Below are 16,936 nucleotides of genomic sequence, written 5' to 3' on the forward strand. Positions count from 1 at the left end.
TCAACCCTTTGATTCAAAAAAGTTTTATTTCTTTTCAACGTCGGTCTTCAGATGCGGCCAGGCAGCCCGCAAGTACTGGACCATGGACCACAAAGTCAGGCCAGCAGACACCATCAACAGTACGTAACCCATCAGAACCCAGAAGCTGAAGTCCTTGGGATTGGCCAACAGGATGACCAGTGCGAGCATTTGCGCAGCGGTTTTCCATTTGCCCAGGTTCGATACGGCAACGTGTGCGCGAGCGCCGAGCTCGGCCATCCACTCCCGCAGAGCGGACACCACGATCTCGCGACCAATGATGACTGCAGCCGGCAGCGTGAGCCACAGGTTACCGTGTTCCTGCACCAGCAATACCAGTGCAACGGCAACCATCAGCTTGTCGGCAACAGGATCGAGAAAAGCCCCGAACGGCGTGCTTTGTTCCAGACGGCGGGCAAGATACCCGTCCAGCCAGTCAGTGGCGGCGGCAAATGCGAACACCGAGGCGGAAGCCAGGTAGCTCCATTGGTAAGGCAGGTAGAACAGCAAAATAAAGATCGGTATGAGCAGGACGCGTAGAACGGTAATCAGATTAGGGATATTCATCGGCACAACTGGCTACGAGGTGAGGTGGCATTCTACTCGCTGTGCAGATTTGCATAAATCAACTCTGCGAGCTTTTTACTGATCCCGGGTGCTTTGGCGATCTCTTCGATGCTGGCACGAGACAGCTCCTGCAATCCACCAAAATGTTTCAACAAATCGCGGCGACGGGTCGGCCCGACGCCGGCGACGCCCTCAAGTGTAGACGTACGACGGGTTTTGCCACGGCGGGCGCGGTGCCCGGTAATGGCGAAACGGTGGGCTTCGTCGCGAATCTGCTGGATCAAATGCAGCGCGGGGGAATCTCCGCGCAACGTGAATTCGTGGGCGGCGTCATTGAGGTACAAGGTTTCGAAACCGGCCTTGCGTGTTGCGCCTTTGGCTACGCCGAGCAGGATCAGGTCCGGCACCGCCAGCTCATTGAGCACGTCGCGAGCCATGGACAACTGCCCCTTGCCACCGTCCACCAACAAAATGTCCGGGAGTTTGCCCTCCCCGTCCTTCAGCTTGCTGAAGCGCCGGGTCAGCGCTTGATGCATCGCCGCGTAGTCGTCGCCCGCCGTTACGCCTTCGATGTTATAGCGACGGTAGTCGGACTTGATCGGACCTTCGGGACCGAAGACCACACACGAGGCAACGGTCGCTTCGCCACTGGAGTGACTGATGTCGTAGCATTCGAGGCGTTGTGGTGGCTCGTCCAGTTTCAACACTTCTGCCAGCGCTTCGAAACGTGCGGCCACGTGTTGTCGGTTGGCCAGGCGCGCGCCCAGTGCCTGCTCGGCATTGGTCACTGCCAATTGCTGCCAGCGCGCTCGTGTACCACGAACCCGGTGACTGATGGTCAGCTCGCGACCGCGCAACTCGTCAATGGCCGCGATCAATGTCGGAAAGTCTTCGTGGACCACGTTGACGATCAGTTCGCTTGGCAAGTCGCGTTCGGGACTGCTGATGAAGTATTGGCCGAGAAACGCGGCCATGACTTCGGAAACGTCCTCTTCAATACCGACCTGCGGAAAGAAGTTCTTGCTTCCGAGGACTCGCCCACCGCGCACGCTGATCAAATGTACGCAAGCGCCACCCGGATTGACGAATGCCGCAATCACGTCGACATCACCCGTCCCGCCTTCCATGCTCTGCTGATCCTGAACACGACGAAGCAGCGAGATCTGGTCGCGCAATTCGGCGGCACGCTCGAACTCGAGGTTGATCGCCGCCTCTTCCATCCCGGCGGACAACTCATCCGTAAGCGCATTACTGCGCCCCTCAAGGAACATCACCGAGTGCCGCACGTCTTCGGCGTACACCTCGGGATCCACCAGACCGACGCAAGGTGCCTTGCAGCGTTTGATCTGGTATTGCAGACAAGGGCGAGTACGGTTCTTGTAATAACTGTCTTCACACTGCCGAACGAAAAACGTTTTTTGCAGCAGGCTCAGGCTTTCGCGAATCGCGCCGGCACTGGGATAAGGACCGAAATACTTGCCCTTGGCCTTCTTGGCACCGCGATGGATGCTCAGGCGTGGGAAATCGCCGTCCGAGAGATAAACATAAGGGTAGGATTTATCGTCACGCAGCAGGATGTTGTACGGCGGGCGCCACTCCTTGATCAGTGTCTGTTCAAGCAGTAATGCCTCGGTTTCATTGGCCGTGATGGTCGTTTCGACCTGTGCGATACGTGCGACCAGTGCAGCGGTCTTGGGTGCCAGACCGGTTTTGCGAAAGTAACTCGACAGGCGATTCTTGAGGTTCTTGGCCTTGCCGACATAGAGCAGGCGCGCGTCGCTGTCGAACATGCGATACACACCGGGGCGCCCACTGACGGTTGACAGAAAAGCGCTTGGATCAAAGGTCTCGGTCATTTTCAGAGGCTGGCGTCGACCATGCCGTGACGGACCGCCAACAGCGTCAACTCGACATCACTGCTGATCGAGAGCTTCTCGAAAATGCGGTAACGGTAGGTGTTCACGGTTTTCGGCGACAGGCACAACTTGTCGGAAATGATCTGGACCTTTTGGCAACCCACGATCATCAACGCGATCTGGATTTCCCGCTCCGACAGGGCGTCGAAAGGCGAATCGTTGGTCGGCTGGAAAGATTTGATCGCCAGTTGCTGGGCAATTTGCGGGCTGATGTAGCGTTGACCGGCGAACACCAATCGGATGGCCTGGACCATTTCCGGCAGACCCGCGCCTTTGGTCAAGTAACCTGCGGCGCCGGCTTGCAGCAGCCTTGTAGGAAACGGATCTTCCTCGCATACAGTCACTGCGACGACTTTGATGTCCGGATGGCTGCGCAGCAATTTTCGAGTGGCCTCAAGGCCGCCGATCCCCGGCATCTTGACGTCCATCAAAACCACATCGGGTTTCAGCTCACGCGCCTTCAACAGGGATTCTTCACCTGATTCAGCCTGGCCGACTACTTGCAGGCCATCGATGTCAGCCAGCATTCGTGTAATGCCTGTACGAACGAGATCATGGTCATCGACTACTAGCACCCTAATCAAGCAGACACCTCGCGATATGGTCTTATTGGGTTGCCGACACCTTAGCAAAAAGCAACTGGCAGACCTAGCGGAAAGCGTCATATAAAAAGTTTCAATTCATCTTGAAAGGCTTGTGCCTAGCGTGTTTCAGCGATGCGAGCCATTGACATCCAGCTGCATTCTCAGGAAACACTCGTCCTTCCCGACCACCTGTAGTCCCTTTCTTTCATACAACGATCGCGCCGGGTTGTTTTCGAAAACCGTCAGCCGCAATGCCGGGCGTCGCTCCTTTCGCGCGATGGCCATTACCTGGTCGATCACCCAGGAACCAGCACCCTGCCCGCGGAAAGCTTCGGCAATGTGCAGTTCGCGGATATAAAGAGCCCTGGCGTCTCGGCTCAGGCTGACGTAACCCACGCGATTATCAGTGTGCGTGATGATCCGGTGTTCACGTCCTGCCCAAGCGACGTCGAAGGCCTCGTCTTGCCACAGCAGGCTGTGCTGAATGTAGTAACGCAGCATGTTGCTGCGGCTCAGATCGCGGGCAAAATCGAGGTCGCGATCAGACCCGTGGCGCCACTCAAATACCATCAAGCCTCCACGAGCGCATGATTAGTCCCTCTGTGTATCCGTAAGAAAGGGAGAGTGTCACACCCTTCGCAGCATCCAAGCGATAGAAAACGTCGCTAAACATCAATAGCAATTTCTGATTGAATCCTCGCACCAGCCTCGAGTAAGCTCGGCGCATCCATCGGAGTCAAACCATGTTCAACGCCCTCTCACAGCTTCATACCACCAGCGCCCTGCGCTCGGTTGCGGCTGCCCGGGTGAACGACGTTTGTGCTTCGGTCAGCTTTTATTTTGGGTATTGGTTTAGCCACTGGCGCGCCTGATACCCACACGGCGCCCATATCAAACGGGTCGCCACCAGAGAATTTTCAACCCCCGGTCGGCCTCCCGACCGGGGGTTTTGTTTTTTCGGCCCCCAGATTTTTTAGCGACACACCAGACAACTTGAGGATTTAGAAAATGAACTACGCCACTTATTACCGTTACGACAGTTTTTTCGCCTGGCGATTTACCACCCTCCGCTCGGGACAGCCTGCCGCCTCCGATCGGTCACCCACAGGTGGCAAGCGCACACTCGTAGCCAATCCGGCCAATTGTCGAACACCCCAGTAGGGCCGAGCGAGCGGGACCGAACCCGCCGCCAGCCCAGGAAGCCTGAACATGAACTCGTCCGTCTCTGCTTTGCCACTATCCACCCTGAGCCCTGCCAATGAAGCGCTGACCCTGCGCCTGCCGAGCTCATTGCAACTCAAACAACAATTGCCACTCAGCACCGCCCTGACCCAACAGGTCGCTGCGCACCGCGAGGCGGTCCGCGCGATCCTCAACGGTGAAGACTCCCTCCTGCTCGTCATCGTCGGCCCCTGCTCGATTCACGACCCCAAGTCAGCGCTCGAATACGCCCACAACCTGGCTCGCCTCGCCGCCGAGGTCAGCGACGAAATGCTGCTGGTGATGCGCGCCTACGTCGAAAAACCCCGCACCACTGTCGGCTGGAAAGGCCTCGCCTACGATCCGCACCTGGATGGAAGCGACGACATGGCCGGCGGCCTGACCCTGTCCCGCGAGTTGATGCGCCAAATGCTAATGCTGGGCTTGCCGGTTGCGACCGAACTGCTACAGCCCATGGCTGCCGGCTACTTCGACGATCTGTTGAGCTGGGTGGCCATCGGTGCTCGCACCACCGAATCACAGATCCATCGCGAGATGGCCAGCGGCCTGAGCATGCCGGTCGGCTTCAAGAACGGCACCGATGGTGGTGTCGCTGTTGCTTGTGACGCCATGCGCTCTGCCGCCCATCCACATCGCCATTTCGGTGTCGACAGCCAGGGGCATCCCGCCATTATTCAAACTCAGGGCAATGCGGACACCCACCTGGTGCTGCGCGGTGGGCACAACGGACCGAACTACGACCGCACGAGCGTTGCCAAGATGCATGGCGACCTGACCAGACTGAAGATCCCGGCACGAATCATGGTCGACTGCAGCCACGCCAACAGCGGTAAAGATCCGTTGCGCCAACCAGCGGTGTTCAATGACGTCCTTGAACAACGCCTGCAAGGTGACCGCTCGCTCATCGGCATGATGATCGAAAGTCATTTGTTCGAAGGTTGCCAACCGTTGAGTCAATCTCTGAAATACGGCGTGTCGATCACCGATGGTTGCCTGGGCTGGAGTGGGACGGAACATCTGCTGCGTCAGGCAGCGGAACGTCTGCGTGCGCAAGGCGGCAATTGACTTCGGATGACCTTCACCCGCCAAGCCGTCCTCATTCGGGAACGGCTTGGCAGTCAGCCATGTTAAGAACGCACCTGCACCACCGTCACATCGGATAGCTGACTGACATCATCCAGTCGCTCAACGGAATAAGAGACACGCACCGGCAAATCCCGGTGCTCCCTCCAGAATCGGTAGGGCACGATGAAGACCAGCGGTTGACCGGCCATGTCCCTGGAGATGTCCCGATCATCGCGATGACTGAAATACTCGCCATCGCATTTCAAATAAACCAGTTCGCCCTCCTCTGTCTGCGCATCTTCGATCACCACCGTGACGCCATCCATCGCGTCTTGCAGGTCCAGCCAACCTTCGTCGGCCTCCAGCACGATAGGCGGTATAAGCGGTTCACGTGTCAACGTCCCGATCACCAACTGTGTCGGCTCCGAATACCGTGGAGGTTGTCCCTCGTGATAGACGCAATAACTCAGTGCCACAGTCGCGCCGAGGTTGGGAGCGATGCAGTCCGGTGGCACCCAGAATGACAGCTCACTACCCACCGCAAAGGGCTCAATCTTTAGCGTGTCATTGAAGCTCGCTTCAGGCGTCGAGCCTGCCCAGGCCAGCAGAACACGGTCCCCCGCAACCATTCGCGAATAGGGTCTGATTGAAACCAGCGTTCCCTCTGATACCCGCTCCGGGTCGAGCGTGCCGCCTACGGCATCGTTCGCAATCACTGGCAGCAGGTCTTGCTTGATATCGCCAACACTCAACTGCAAGCGCGGCGAATGCACCGGCTCAGGCCGGCCTGCACTGACCAATGTGTAATAGATCTCAAGCGAGCCGCCATCAAGCGCCGCAATGTGTACCGCTGACACGGTAAAAACCATCGCCATGCCCACCTGTGCTTCGCTGATGAAACGTGTCGCTTCGTGTCGGTAGACCAGGCCTTCGACATCCAGGCCAACCCAGGACAACCGCAATTTGTCGCCACAGGTCATGCCCGCATAAGGTTCTACCTTGATCACTGCCTTTCTATCAGAGGGGTCCAGCATGGCGTTTTCAGCCTGATCCACCACCGGCTTCGGTAGCTCGTGTTCGGTTTCATACCTGTTCATTTATAGGCTCCAGTCCTTGGAATAAATGCCGCCTGCTGGCTGGCATCAAACGAACCCTATTGAACCGCACAGGCCTGAATTCCGATGTCGGGAGATCCCTTCGCAAAGCACGGACAAATGACCTGCGCCGGGTAGGCCAATGACTGAAAACGCCCGCGACCCGCTGAAAGGATGGCGCAACATTCCGACCGGGACCTCATGCACATCTGATTTTTCACCGCTGTTCTATTCCGTTTTCGCCTGTTTACCGCGGCTTTTTCATACATCGCGCCATCGTCCGAGTGTTTTAGAGTGCAACGCAAGGCAACTCCCTGAACCCTGAAAAAGGTAAAACCCATGCAACGGAATGCAAGCACTCAACACCCAATCCTGCTGGTCCACGGGCTCTTCGGCTTCGACCGGATCGGCACCGTTGAACTCTTTCATGACGTCAAACAGGCCCTCAGAAGCGCAGGCGCGAGGGTTTTCGTCCCGCACCTGTCAGCAACCCACAGCAATGAAGCGCGGGGCGAGCAGTTGCTGGCGCAGGTCGAACGAGTTCTGGAAGGCACAGGTGCGAGCAAAGTCAACCTGATCGGTCACAGTCAGGGCGCGCTGGCCGCACGATATGCGGCAGCGTTAGCGCCACACTTGGTTGCTTCGGTGACATCGGTCAGTGGGCCGAACCATGGATCGGAGCTGGCAGACTTCCTGCGCAAGGCGCTGAAGCCCGGACAATTGCCGGAGCATGTCGCCGAGGCCGTGGCGACGCTTTTCGCTAACTTCCTTTCATTAATCAGTGGCAACCCCGGCCTCCCGCAAAACGCCATTGCGGCACTGAATGCCCTGACCACAGAAGGTGTCGGCGCATTCAACGACAAATACCCTCAAGGGCTGCCGAAAACGTGGGGTGGCAAGGGCCGCGAACTGGTCAATGGCGTTCGCTACTACTCTTGGAGTGGTGTCTTGCCGGGGGATATTCTGGATGAAGGACTTCACGCGCTTGATCCGCTACACGGCTTGCTGCATGCCTTTTCCAAATACTTCGTCACCGAAGCGGAGCAGAACGATGGCATGGTCGGTCGCTACAGCTCTCATTTGGGCACAATCATTCGTTCGGACTTCCCGCTGGATCATCTGGGCACCCTGCGCCAGACCACCAGCCTGCTCGCAAACAGCTTCGACCCCATCGACCTCTATGTGCAGCACGCAGAACGCCTGAAAAAAGCCGGCCTTTGATCCGCCCCCTGCCGCCCAGGCCGCATGGAACGGAACTTTGAGAAGAAATAGCTCACTGAATCCGGTAGGCTCAGCACTTTAACGAACATTGAAAAGGAGTATTTCCCATGGCTAAAGCCACTGCCCGTCACATCCTGGTTGCCAGCGAAGCCAAGTGCAACGAACTCAAGACCCAAATCGAGGGCGGCGCAGACTTCGCCGAAGTCGCCAAAGCCAACTCCACGTGCCCTTCCAGCCGCCAGGGCGGTGATCTGGGTTCGTTCGGTCCGGGCCAGATGGTCAAGGAATTCGACACCGTGGTCTTCAGCGCACCGCTCAACGTCGTACAGGGTCCGGTCAAGACCCAGTTCGGTTATCACCTGCTGGAAGTGACCAGCCGTCAGGACTGATTGTCGCCTGATCGTTCTACATAACGGCCCGCCTTTTGGTGGGCCGTTGTGCTTCGGATACGTAATTCGGCTGGCGAGGGACGCGCCGCTAGCGTACAAATTGTCGTTAACGACCACCCGGCTCTAAGGCTGACAATGCGACTGGCTTTCCCTACTTTGTTGTTCACTGCCGTGGCCCTGCTGCTGGGCGCCGCCGGTGTGAATGCCGCACCGCAACATGCGTTGACCGTCTACGGCGAACCGGCCAGATACCCTGCCGGTTTCAGTCATTTTGCCTACACCAATCCGCAGGCACCCAAGGGCGGCACGATGCGGCGCTCGGCGATCGAAATCGGTCACTTCGATCATGTGCTGCCATACATCGACAAAGGCATTGGCGTCACGCAGATCGACGGTTTGCTCTACTCGCCCCTGGCCCAGCGTTCGCTGGACGAGCCTTACACCGTCTATGGCCTGGTGGCGCAGAAAATGGAGCGTTCCGATGACGGCCTGTCCCTGCGCTTCTATCTGAACCCCAAGGCACGTTTTGCCGACGGCAAGTCGATCACCGCCGAAGACGTGCGCTACACCTTTGATTTGCTGATGACCCAGGGCAGCCTGCGTTATCGCACGCAATTCGCCGACGTCAAAGGCGTCGAAGTGGAGTCGCCGCTGACCGTGCGCTTCGATTTCAAGAACAACGAAAACCGCACCCTGCCGCTGGACATCGCGACCTTGCCAGTGTTTCCCGAACACTGGTGGAAAACCCGTGATTTTGCCGGCGGTGGCGGTTATGAGCCGCCGCTGGGCAGCGGGCCGTACAAGGTAGGCAAGGTCGACTCCGGGCGCAGCATCACCTTCGAGCGCAACCCCGACTGGTGGGGCAAGGATCTTCCGGTCAGCCGCGGCCTCTACAACTTCGATCATTTCAGCATTGAGTACTTCGGCGATACCGACGTGGCCCGCCAGGTCCTGCGCGGCGGTGCCTACGACTACAACCGCGAATTTTCCGCCACCGGTTACTCCATCGGCTACGAAAGCCCGGCCCTGAGTGACGGTCGCCTGCAAAAGGCGCATCTGGCAACCGAAGCCCCGCAACCAAGCCAAGGCTTTGTGTTCAACCTGCAAAAACCGATGTTCCAGGATCGCCAAGTGCGCCAGGCGCTGGCCATGCTCTGGGATTTCGAATGGAGCAACCGGCAGATGATGCGCAACATGTACATTCGCCAGCAGAGCTTCTTTTCCAATACCGACCTCTCCGCCCGACAACTGCCGGATGCCGGCGAATTGGCGATACTTGAGCCTTTGCGCGGGCAGATCCCCGACGAAGTCTTCACTAAAGTCTTCGAGCCACCGAAAACTGATGGCAGTGGCGTCATTCGCGACAAACAGCTCCAGGCATTGGACTTGTTGGAACAGGCCGGCTGGAAACCGAAGGGAGATCAACTGGTGAACGCCGATGGTGAGCCGCTGAGCTTCACCTTCCTGGTCAGCCAGAACGGCATGGACCGCTTGCTGTTGCCGTACAAGCGCACCCTGAAACAGATCGGTATCGACCTGAACATCCGTCGCATCGACTCGTCCCAGTACGTCAATCGCCTGATGAGCCGCGACTACGACATGATCGTCACCGGCTACCCGGTCACCACCTCTCCCGGCGGTGAGCTGCTCAACTATTTCGGCTCGGCCGCGGCTACCGATCCTGGCTCGAACAACTACATGGTGCTGAAGAATCCAGCGGTGGACACCCTGCTCACCGGACTGGTGCGCGCCAATACTCAGGCGGACATGTTGCGCTACGCCCATGCGCTCGACCGGGTGCTGCAATGGAACTACTACTGGATTCCCAACTACTACCCGCCAGGTACTTCCACCGTGTGGTGGAATCGCTTCGGCATCCCGAACGTGCAAGCCAGCAATGACGAAGCCATCGAGAGCTGGTGGGAAATTAGCACCACGCCATTGACCAACCAGGAAATGACCGCCGAGCGCATTCGCCGCGGCAAACCCGGAGGACCGCATTGATGTGGGCTTACATTCTGCGGCGCCTGCTGCTGATCATCCCAACGCTGGTGATCATTCTTCTGGTCAACTTCGTGATCGTCCAGGCTGCGCCGGGCGGGCCGGTGGAACAGGCCATCGCGCATCTGCAAGGCATCGGCGGGGCCAGTGTCGGCGGCGGATCCGGCGAGACCATGAATGGCAGCTCCCGGGCCAGTCGCGGCCTCGATCCGCAACTGATCAAGGACATCGAAAAACAATACGGCTTCGACAAACCGGCCCATGAACGTCTCTGGCTGATGCTCACCAGTTACGCACGCCTGGACTTCGGCAAGAGCTTCTTTCGCGGCGCCACGGTCACCGACTTGATCCTGGAAAAAATGCCGGTGACCATTTCCCTCGGGCTCTGGGCAACATTGATTACCTATCTGGTGTCGATCCCGTTGGGCATCCGCAAGGCCGTGCATCACGGCAGCCATTTCGATATCTGGAGCAGCACCGCGATCATCATTGGCTACGCCATGCCGGCGTTCCTGTTCGCCATGTTCCTGATCGTGGTGTTCGCCGGGGGGACTTCGCTGAACTGGTTCCCGGTACGCGGCCTGGTTTCGGATAACTTCGAGTCGCTGTCGACCGTGGGCAAGATCGCCGATTACTTCTGGCACCTCGTGCTGCCGGTGACGGCGCTGGTGATCGGTGGTTTTGCAACCCTGACCATCCTGACCAAAAACTCGTTCCTCAATGAAATCACCCGCCAGTACGTAGTCACCGCCCGCGCCAAGGGGCTGAGTGAACGTCGGGTGCTGTACGGCCATGTATTTCGCAACGCCATGCTCTTGGTGGTATCGGGAATTCCCCAGGCGTTTATCAGTGTGTTTTTTGCCGGTTCATTGCTGATCGAAGTGATCTTCTCCCTCGATGGCCTGGGGCGCATGAGTTACGAAGCCGCAGTTTCGCGGGACTATCCGGTAGTGTTTGGTTCGCTGTTCATCTTCACGCTGTTTGGCCTGCTGATAAAACTGGTCGGCGATCTCTGCTACACCCTGGTCGACCCGCGTATCGACTTCGCCGCGAGGAATGCCTGATGTTCAAGCTCTCGCCGCTGGGCCGTCGCCGCTTCGAACGCTTCAAGAAAAACCGCCGTGGCTGGTGGTCGCTGTGGTTGTTTATCGGTTTGTTCACGCTGACGCTGGGTGGCGAACTGATCGCCAACGACAGGCCGCTGATCGTCAGTTACCAGGGCTCGTTGTATTTCCCGGCTATCAAGCGCTACACCGAGCAGGAATTTGGTGGGCAGCTGCCATTCCAGGCCGACTACCGAAGTGAGTACGTACAGAACCTGATCAAGAAGGACGGCGGCTGGCTGCTGTTCCCGCCGATCCCCTTCAGCGATGACACGCCGAACTACGACCTGAACAAACCTGCACCGAGCCCGCCTTCGAGCGTGAACTGGCTCGGCACCGACGACCAGGCGCGCGACGTGATGGCGCGGGTAATTTTCGGCGCACGGGTGTCGATTCTGTTTGCCTTGATGCTGACCTTCGTTAGCGCACTGATCGGCATCGCTGCTGGCGCCCTGCAAGGCTATTACGGTGGTTGGGTCGATCTGCTTGGTCAGCGACTGCTGGAAGTCTGGTCCGGGTTACCGGTGTTGTACCTGCTGATCATTTTGTCGGGGTTTGTCGAGCCGAATTTCTGGTGGCTGCTGGGGATCATGGCGCTGTTTTCATGGCTGGCGCTGGTGGACGTGGTGCGTGCGGAGTTCTTGCGCGGACGCAATCTGGAATACGTCAAAGCCGCCCGGGCGCTGGGGCTCAGCGATCGCAAGGTGATTGTGCGACACATCCTGCCCAACGCCATGAACGCGACCTTGAGCTACCTGCCGTTCATTCTGACCGGGGCCATCTCGACCCTCACCGCCCTGGATTTCCTCGGTTTCGGCATGCCGGCCGGCAGTGCATCACTGGGTGAGTTGATCGGTCAGGGCAAGCAAAACCTGCAGGCGCCATGGCTGGGGCTGACGGCGTTTTTTACCCTGGCGTTGATTCTTTCTTTATTGGTGTTCATTGGCGAAGCGTTGCGCGACGCCTTTGATCCCCGGTCGTAAGGCGGACTGTTGATATGACCAACCTGATCGAAATCCGCGACCTCAGCGTGGCCTTCAGTGGCCAGGCCGTGGTGCGCAACCTGTGTCTGGATATCCGCCCCGGCGAATGCCTGGCGCTGGTCGGCGAGTCGGGATCGGGCAAATCGGTAACTGCCCACTCGATCCTGCAACTGCTGCCCGAATGCGGGACCGAAACCAGCGGCAGCATCCGCTATCGCGGCCAGGAACTGGTCGGCGCCGATGCGAAAAAACTGCGCGAGCTTCGGGGCAACCGGATCGCGATGATTTTCCAGGAGCCAATGACGTCCCTCAATCCGTTGCACAGCATTGAAAAACAGATTGGCGAAACCTTGTTGGTGCACAAAGGCATGGCCGGCAAAGCGGCGCAGGCGCGGATTCTGGAATTGCTGCATCTGGTGGGCATTCAGAAACCCAAGGAGCGGCTCAAGGCCTACCCTCATCAATTGTCCGGCGGCCAGCGCCAACGGGTGATGATTGCCATGGCCCTCGCCTGTGAGCCCGAATTGCTGATCGCCGACGAACCCACGACCGCGCTGGACGTCACCGTGCAGCGCAAGATTCTACTGCTGCTCAAATCGCTGCAACGACGGCTGGGCATGTCGTTGCTGTTGATCAGCCACGACCTCAATCTGGTGCGCAGCATTGCCCAGCGCGTCTGCGTGATGAAGGCCGGGGAAATCGTCGAGCAGGCCACGTGCGAAACCATCTTCACCGAACCCAAGCATCCGTACAGCTGCATACTGCTGAACGCCGAGCCGGAAGGCGAAGCCTTGCCCCGGGACGAGCGCGAAAATGTGCTGGAGGTGGACAATCTGCGAGTGCAGTTCGCGGTCAGCGGCGGGCTTTTCCAGCGCAAGACTTATCTGAACGCCGTGGATGGCATCAGCCTGAATATCCAGCGCGGCAAGACGCTGGGCATTGTCGGCGAATCCGGTTCCGGCAAGTCCACCCTCGGCCAGGCGATCCTGCGCCTGCTGGATTCCGAGGGCAGCATTCGCTTCCAGGGGCAGGCGCTGGATGGCCTGACGCAGAAGCAACTACGCCCATGGCGCAAGACAATGCAGGTGGTGTTCCAGGACCCGTTTGGCAGCCTCAGTCCTCGTATGTCCGTGGCGCAGATCATCAGCGAAGGCCTGGAAGTTCATAGTCAGTTGAACCCTGAAGAATGCAACGCCGAGGTGATTCGGGCGCTGCAGGAAGTCGGCCTCGACCCGCAAAGCCGCCATCGTTATCCCCACGAGTTTTCCGGCGGCCAGCGCCAGCGCATCGCCATCGCTCGGGCGCTGGTGCTGAAGCCAGCGCTGATCCTGCTGGACGAACCGACCTCGGCGCTGGACCGCACGGTGCAAAAGCAAGTGGTCGCCCTGCTCCGCCAGCTTCAGGAAAAACATGGCCTGACCTATCTGTTCATCAGTCATGACCTGGCGGTGGTGCGCGCTCTCGCTCACGACATGATCGTGATCAAGGACGGCAAAGTGGTGGAAAGCGGCGCCAGCCACGACGTGTTCGATTCGCCGCAGCATCCGTACACCAAAGAGCTGTTGGCGGCGGCGCAGGTAGCGCAGGCATAATTCCCAAAAAAATCGCAGGACCGCATTCCCCTGTAGGAGCTGCCGCAGGCTGCGATCTTTTGATCCTGATTCCAAAATGGATGCACACCATGAACACCACCGAAAGCCTCAAGGACTACCAGCGCGTCCGCCTGCTGGCGATCCGTTCGCTGTTCGAGATCATCGAGCAGTCGAGTGAAGGCACGGTGATCGTCGACCGCGATGCCAATATCGTCTGGATGAACGAACGCTATGCCAAGCGCTTCGGCTTGCCATCGGCCGAAGGCGCCATTGGCAAGGCCTGCGAAAGCGTGATTCCCGGCAGTCTGCTGCGTGAGGTGGTGCGCACTGGTCGGCCGATTCTGCTCGACATGCAGGACACTCCGAAAGAGCCGCTGGTGGTCATGCGCCTGCCAATTCACGACGATGCTGGCGAGGTGATCGGCGCCATCGGCTTTGCCCTGTTCGACGAATTGCGCAGCCTGTCGCCAATGCTCAAGCGCTACATGAGCATGCAGGAAGAGCTGGCTTCCACGCGCTCGCTGCTGCGTTCGCGGCAGACCAAATACAACTTCGCGCATTTCATCGGCACCAGTGCCGCCAGCCTGGAAGTCAAACGCCGCGCCCGGCGCAGTGCCAGCACCGATTCGCCGGTGTTGCTGCTCGGCGAAACCGGAACCGGCAAGGAATTGCTCGCGCAGGCGATCCACAATGCATCGCCGCGCGCGCATAAGGCGTTTGTCAGCATCAACAGCGCAGCGATCCCCGAATCACTGCTGGAAGCCGAATTCTTCGGCACCGCCCCCGGCGCCTTTACCGGTGCGGACCGCAAGGGTCGCGCCGGCAAGTTGCAGATTGCCCAGGGCGGGACGTTGTTCCTCGATGAAATCGGCGACATGCCTCTACCGCTACAAAGCAAATTGCTGCGGGTGTTGCAGGAAAAGGAATTCGAACCGGTAGGCTCAAATGACGTGATCCAGAGCGATGTGCGGGTGATCGCCGCGACGTCTACAGACCTGGAAGCGGCAATCAAACGCGGCGAGTTCCGTGCCGATTTGTATTACCGTCTCAATGTCTTGCCGATCCAGGTGCCACCGCTGCGCGACCGTCTCGACGATCTGCCAGCCCTCAGCGAGGCGATTCTTGAAGAGTTGCGCAGCCAACACGAATTGAACAGCGAAGCGCTGGCGCTGCTGGGGCAGCATGCCTGGCCGGGGAATATTCGCGAACTGCGTAACGTGCTGGAACGGGCGGCGCTGCTCAGTGATGATTTGCGACTCACGGTTGCGGACATCCGTGCGGCGATCGGGACGTTTACGCCGGTTGAGCGTGTGGCGCCGTTGACCATCGAACCGGTGGAGCATGAGACGTTCAGCGCTGCGCGGGAGCGGTTTGACCGACAGTTAATTGAAAACACCCTGGCGCAATGCGGGGGCAAGGTAATTGAAGCGGCGGCGCGATTGGGGTTGGGGCGGTCTACTTTGTACAAGAAGATGGTGGCGTTGGGGATTGCCGAGTCTCTATAAAGAGACTTTTTTCTCTATTTATAGATAAATTTTCAAGATCAAAAGATCGCAGCCTTCGGCAGCTCCTACAGAGGTTTTCGCGTTTCCCTGTAGGAGCTGCCGAAGGCTGCGATCTTTTCGGCTCACTAAAATTCTCAAACTAGAGACATAACGAAATCGATCTTATACCGAAAACAAATTAATTCCTTATATTTCAACAATATACGTTTATGGCACAGAACTCGCTATAGGGTTTCCTTACCCAAGCTTCATCACAAAAATAACAATCCAGGAGACACACCATGAGTGTGATCATCGCTTTGGCAGCCCTCGCGCTGCTGATGCTGGCTGCTTACCGTGGCTATAGCGTTATCCTTTTTGCCCCCATCGCCGCCCTCGGCGCCGTGCTGCTCACCGATCCTTCCGCCGTTGCGCCCGCCTTCACCGGCGTGTTCATGGAGAAAATGGTCGGCTTCATCAAACTGTATTTCCCGGTGTTCCTGCTCGGTGCGGTGTTCGGCAAGCTGATCGAATTGTCGGGTTTCTCGCGCTCCATCGTCGCTGCGGCCATTCGCCTGTTGGGCACCCGCCAGGCAATGCTGGTGATCGTGCTGGTTTGCGCCCTGCTCACCTACGGCGGCGTGTCGTTGTTTGTGGTGGTGTTCGCGGTCTATCCGTTTGCCGCTGAAATGTTCCGCCAGAGCAATATCCCCAAGCGTTTGATTCCAGCAACCATCGCCCTCGGCGCGTTCTCGTTCACCATGGACGCCCTGCCCGGCACCCCGCAGATCCAGAACATCATCCCCAGCACCTTCTTCAACACCACGGCCTGGGCCGCGCCATGGCTGGGTCTGATCGGCTCGATCTTCGTGGTCTGTGCCGGCATGCTGTTTCTCCAGCGCCAGCGCAACAAGGCTCAGCTTCGCGGTGAAGGCTATGGCACCGAGCTGCGCAACGAGCCGGAAACCGCCGCCGACATCAAACTCCCCAATCCGTGGATCGCACTGTCGCCGCTGTTGGCCGTCGGCATCATGAACCTGTTGTTTACCCAGTGGATTCCGCAGTGGTACGGCAAGACCCACAGCCTCGCGTTGCCGGGCATGGCTGCGCCGGTGACCACCGAAATCGCCAAGCTCACCGCGATCTGGGCAGTTCAGGCGGCGTTGCTGGTCGGCATCATCATGGTGCTGGCGTTCGGCTTCCAGGCGATTCGCGGCAAGTTGGCCGAAGGCAGCAGAAGTGCGGTCAGCGGTTCATTGCTGGCAGCGATGAACACCGCGTCGGAATACGGTTTCGGTGCGGTGATTGCGTCGTTGCCGGGCTTTCTGGTTCTGGCCGACTGGCTCAAAAGCATCCCTAACCCGCTGGTCAACGAAGCGATCACCGTAACCCTGCTGGCGGGCATCACAGGTTCGGCGTCCGGCGGCATGAGTATTGCGCTGGCGGCCATGGCCAATGACTTCATCGCAGCGGCCCACGCCGCCAACATCCCGTTGGAAGTGCTGCACCGTGTGGCCGCGATGGCCAGTGGCGGCATGGACACACTGCCGCACAACGGGGCGGTAATTACCTTGCTGGCGGTCACCGGCCTGACTCACCGCGAGGCTTACAAAGACATTTTCTGTATTACGCTGATCAAGACCCTGGCGGTTTTTGTGGTGATCGGTACTTTCTACGCCACTGGCATTGTGTGAGGTA

General features: G+C 58.6%; 15 protein-coding genes. 10 read left to right on the forward strand and 5 right to left on the reverse strand.

Annotated elements, in window-relative coordinates; genetic code table 11:
• Positions 1-24 precede the first annotated feature (24 nt).
• The 4 genes from pgsA to NL64_RS05515 form a co-directional block, all read right to left on the reverse strand.
• The gene (pgsA, locus tag NL64_RS05500) at positions 25-585 is read right to left on the reverse strand and encodes a CDP-diacylglycerol--glycerol-3-phosphate 3-phosphatidyltransferase (protein ID WP_034147143.1); all 561 of its coding nucleotides are present in this window, start codon (positions 583-585) and stop codon (positions 25-27) included.
• A 32-nt stretch (positions 586-617) separates the two neighbouring features.
• Positions 618-2,441 carry an excinuclease ABC subunit UvrC gene (uvrC, locus tag NL64_RS05505; protein ID WP_034147144.1) on the reverse strand — a complete coding sequence of 608 codons (1,824 nt, stop codon included), beginning with the start codon at positions 2,439-2,441 and terminating at the stop codon, positions 618-620.
• A gap of 2 nt (positions 2,442-2,443) precedes the next feature.
• Positions 2,444-3,085, reverse strand: a complete 642-nt coding sequence (gene gacA / locus NL64_RS05510; RefSeq protein WP_008015884.1) for a response regulator transcription factor GacA — start codon at positions 3,083-3,085, stop codon at positions 2,444-2,446.
• Between the two features lie 126 nt (positions 3,086-3,211).
• On the reverse strand, positions 3,212-3,655 hold the full coding sequence (locus NL64_RS05515; protein WP_034147145.1) for a GNAT family N-acetyltransferase: 444 nt from the start codon (positions 3,653-3,655) through the stop codon (positions 3,212-3,214).
• 173 nt (positions 3,656-3,828) lie between these two features.
• On the opposite strand from NL64_RS05515, the gene NL64_RS30890 reads away from it, so the two are divergent.
• Together NL64_RS30890 and NL64_RS05520 are read left to right on the forward strand one after the other, a co-directional pair.
• Complete coding sequence (locus tag NL64_RS30890) at positions 3,829-3,957, forward strand: hypothetical protein (RefSeq protein ID WP_263386139.1); 129 nt, start codon at positions 3,829-3,831, stop codon at positions 3,955-3,957.
• 337 nt (positions 3,958-4,294) lie between these two features.
• Positions 4,295-5,371 carry a 3-deoxy-7-phosphoheptulonate synthase gene (locus tag NL64_RS05520; RefSeq protein WP_034147146.1) on the forward strand — a complete coding sequence of 359 codons (1,077 nt, stop codon included), beginning with the start codon at positions 4,295-4,297 and terminating at the stop codon, positions 5,369-5,371.
• Between the two features lie 62 nt (positions 5,372-5,433).
• Here NL64_RS05520 and NL64_RS05525 read toward each other — a convergent pair whose 3' ends face one another.
• Positions 5,434-6,468, reverse strand: a complete 1,035-nt coding sequence (locus tag NL64_RS05525; protein WP_034147147.1) for a hypothetical protein — start codon at positions 6,466-6,468, stop codon at positions 5,434-5,436.
• Between the two features lie 336 nt (positions 6,469-6,804).
• On the opposite strand from NL64_RS05525, the gene NL64_RS05530 reads away from it, so the two are divergent.
• The 8 genes from NL64_RS05530 to NL64_RS05565 all read left to right on the forward strand — a co-directional run bounded on the left by NL64_RS05530 (position 6,805) and on the right by NL64_RS05565 (position 16,932).
• Positions 6,805-7,686, forward strand: a complete 882-nt coding sequence (locus tag NL64_RS05530) for an esterase/lipase family protein (protein ID WP_034147148.1) — start codon at positions 6,805-6,807, stop codon at positions 7,684-7,686.
• 107 nt (positions 7,687-7,793) lie between these two features.
• Positions 7,794-8,075, forward strand: a complete 282-nt coding sequence (locus tag NL64_RS05535) for a peptidylprolyl isomerase (RefSeq protein WP_034147149.1) — start codon at positions 7,794-7,796, stop codon at positions 8,073-8,075.
• A 135-nt stretch (positions 8,076-8,210) separates the two neighbouring features.
• Positions 8,211-10,079, forward strand: a complete 1,869-nt coding sequence (locus tag NL64_RS05540; protein ID WP_034147150.1) for an extracellular solute-binding protein — start codon at positions 8,211-8,213, stop codon at positions 10,077-10,079.
• The gene (locus tag NL64_RS05545) at positions 10,079-11,140 is read left to right on the forward strand and encodes a microcin C ABC transporter permease YejB (RefSeq protein WP_034147151.1); all 1,062 of its coding nucleotides are present in this window, start codon (positions 10,079-10,081) and stop codon (positions 11,138-11,140) included. The genes NL64_RS05540 and NL64_RS05545 overlap by 1 nt, the downstream gene beginning before the upstream one ends.
• The gene (locus NL64_RS05550; protein ID WP_034147152.1) at positions 11,140-12,162 is read left to right on the forward strand and encodes an ABC transporter permease; all 1,023 of its coding nucleotides are present in this window, start codon (positions 11,140-11,142) and stop codon (positions 12,160-12,162) included. The genes NL64_RS05545 and NL64_RS05550 overlap by 1 nt, the downstream gene beginning before the upstream one ends.
• A gap of 14 nt (positions 12,163-12,176) precedes the next feature.
• Positions 12,177-13,754 (forward strand): ABC transporter ATP-binding protein, encoded by a 1,578-nt coding sequence (locus NL64_RS05555; protein WP_034147153.1) that lies wholly within the window; start codon positions 12,177-12,179, stop codon positions 13,752-13,754.
• A gap of 89 nt (positions 13,755-13,843) precedes the next feature.
• Positions 13,844-15,259, forward strand: coding sequence for a sigma-54 interaction domain-containing protein (locus NL64_RS05560; RefSeq protein ID WP_034147154.1), 1,416 nt, complete (start codon positions 13,844-13,846; stop codon positions 15,257-15,259).
• A 281-nt stretch (positions 15,260-15,540) separates the two neighbouring features.
• Positions 15,541-16,932, forward strand: a complete 1,392-nt coding sequence (locus NL64_RS05565; protein ID WP_034147155.1) for a GntP family permease — start codon at positions 15,541-15,543, stop codon at positions 16,930-16,932.
• The last annotated feature ends 4 nt before the right edge of the window (positions 16,933-16,936 follow it).

The sequence above is a fragment of the Pseudomonas fluorescens genome (assembly GCF_000802965.1).
GTDB classification, from domain to species: domain Bacteria; phylum Pseudomonadota; class Gammaproteobacteria; order Pseudomonadales; family Pseudomonadaceae; genus Aquipseudomonas; species Aquipseudomonas fluorescens_A.

What these genes read in the sequence shown, in the direction of transcription:
- pgsA (WP_034147143.1), bottom strand. Translation starts at nt 585, where the DNA reads ATGAATATCCCTAATCTGATTACCGTTCTACGCGTCCTGCTCATACCG.
- uvrC (WP_034147144.1), bottom strand. Translation starts at nt 2,441, where the DNA reads ATGACCGAGACCTTTGATCCAAGCGCTTTTCTGTCAACCGTCAGTGGG.
- NL64_RS05515 (WP_034147145.1), bottom strand. Translation starts at nt 3,655, where the DNA reads ATGGTATTTGAGTGGCGCCACGGGTCTGATCGCGACCTCGATTTTGCC.
- NL64_RS30890 (WP_263386139.1), top strand. Translation starts at nt 3,829, where the DNA reads ATGTTCAACGCCCTCTCACAGCTTCATACCACCAGCGCCCTGCGCTCG.
- NL64_RS05520 (WP_034147146.1), top strand. Translation starts at nt 4,295, where the DNA reads ATGAACTCGTCCGTCTCTGCTTTGCCACTATCCACCCTGAGCCCTGCC.
- NL64_RS05525 (WP_034147147.1), bottom strand. Translation starts at nt 6,468, where the DNA reads ATGAACAGGTATGAAACCGAACACGAGCTACCGAAGCCGGTGGTGGAT.
- NL64_RS05530 (WP_034147148.1), top strand. Translation starts at nt 6,805, where the DNA reads ATGCAACGGAATGCAAGCACTCAACACCCAATCCTGCTGGTCCACGGG.
- NL64_RS05535 (WP_034147149.1), top strand. Translation starts at nt 7,794, where the DNA reads ATGGCTAAAGCCACTGCCCGTCACATCCTGGTTGCCAGCGAAGCCAAG.
- NL64_RS05540 (WP_034147150.1), top strand. Translation starts at nt 8,211, where the DNA reads ATGCGACTGGCTTTCCCTACTTTGTTGTTCACTGCCGTGGCCCTGCTG.
- NL64_RS05545 (WP_034147151.1), top strand. Translation starts at nt 10,079, where the DNA reads ATGTGGGCTTACATTCTGCGGCGCCTGCTGCTGATCATCCCAACGCTG.
- NL64_RS05550 (WP_034147152.1), top strand. Translation starts at nt 11,140, where the DNA reads ATGTTCAAGCTCTCGCCGCTGGGCCGTCGCCGCTTCGAACGCTTCAAG.
- NL64_RS05555 (WP_034147153.1), top strand. Translation starts at nt 12,177, where the DNA reads ATGACCAACCTGATCGAAATCCGCGACCTCAGCGTGGCCTTCAGTGGC.
- NL64_RS05560 (WP_034147154.1), top strand. Translation starts at nt 13,844, where the DNA reads ATGAACACCACCGAAAGCCTCAAGGACTACCAGCGCGTCCGCCTGCTG.
- NL64_RS05565 (WP_034147155.1), top strand. Translation starts at nt 15,541, where the DNA reads ATGAGTGTGATCATCGCTTTGGCAGCCCTCGCGCTGCTGATGCTGGCT.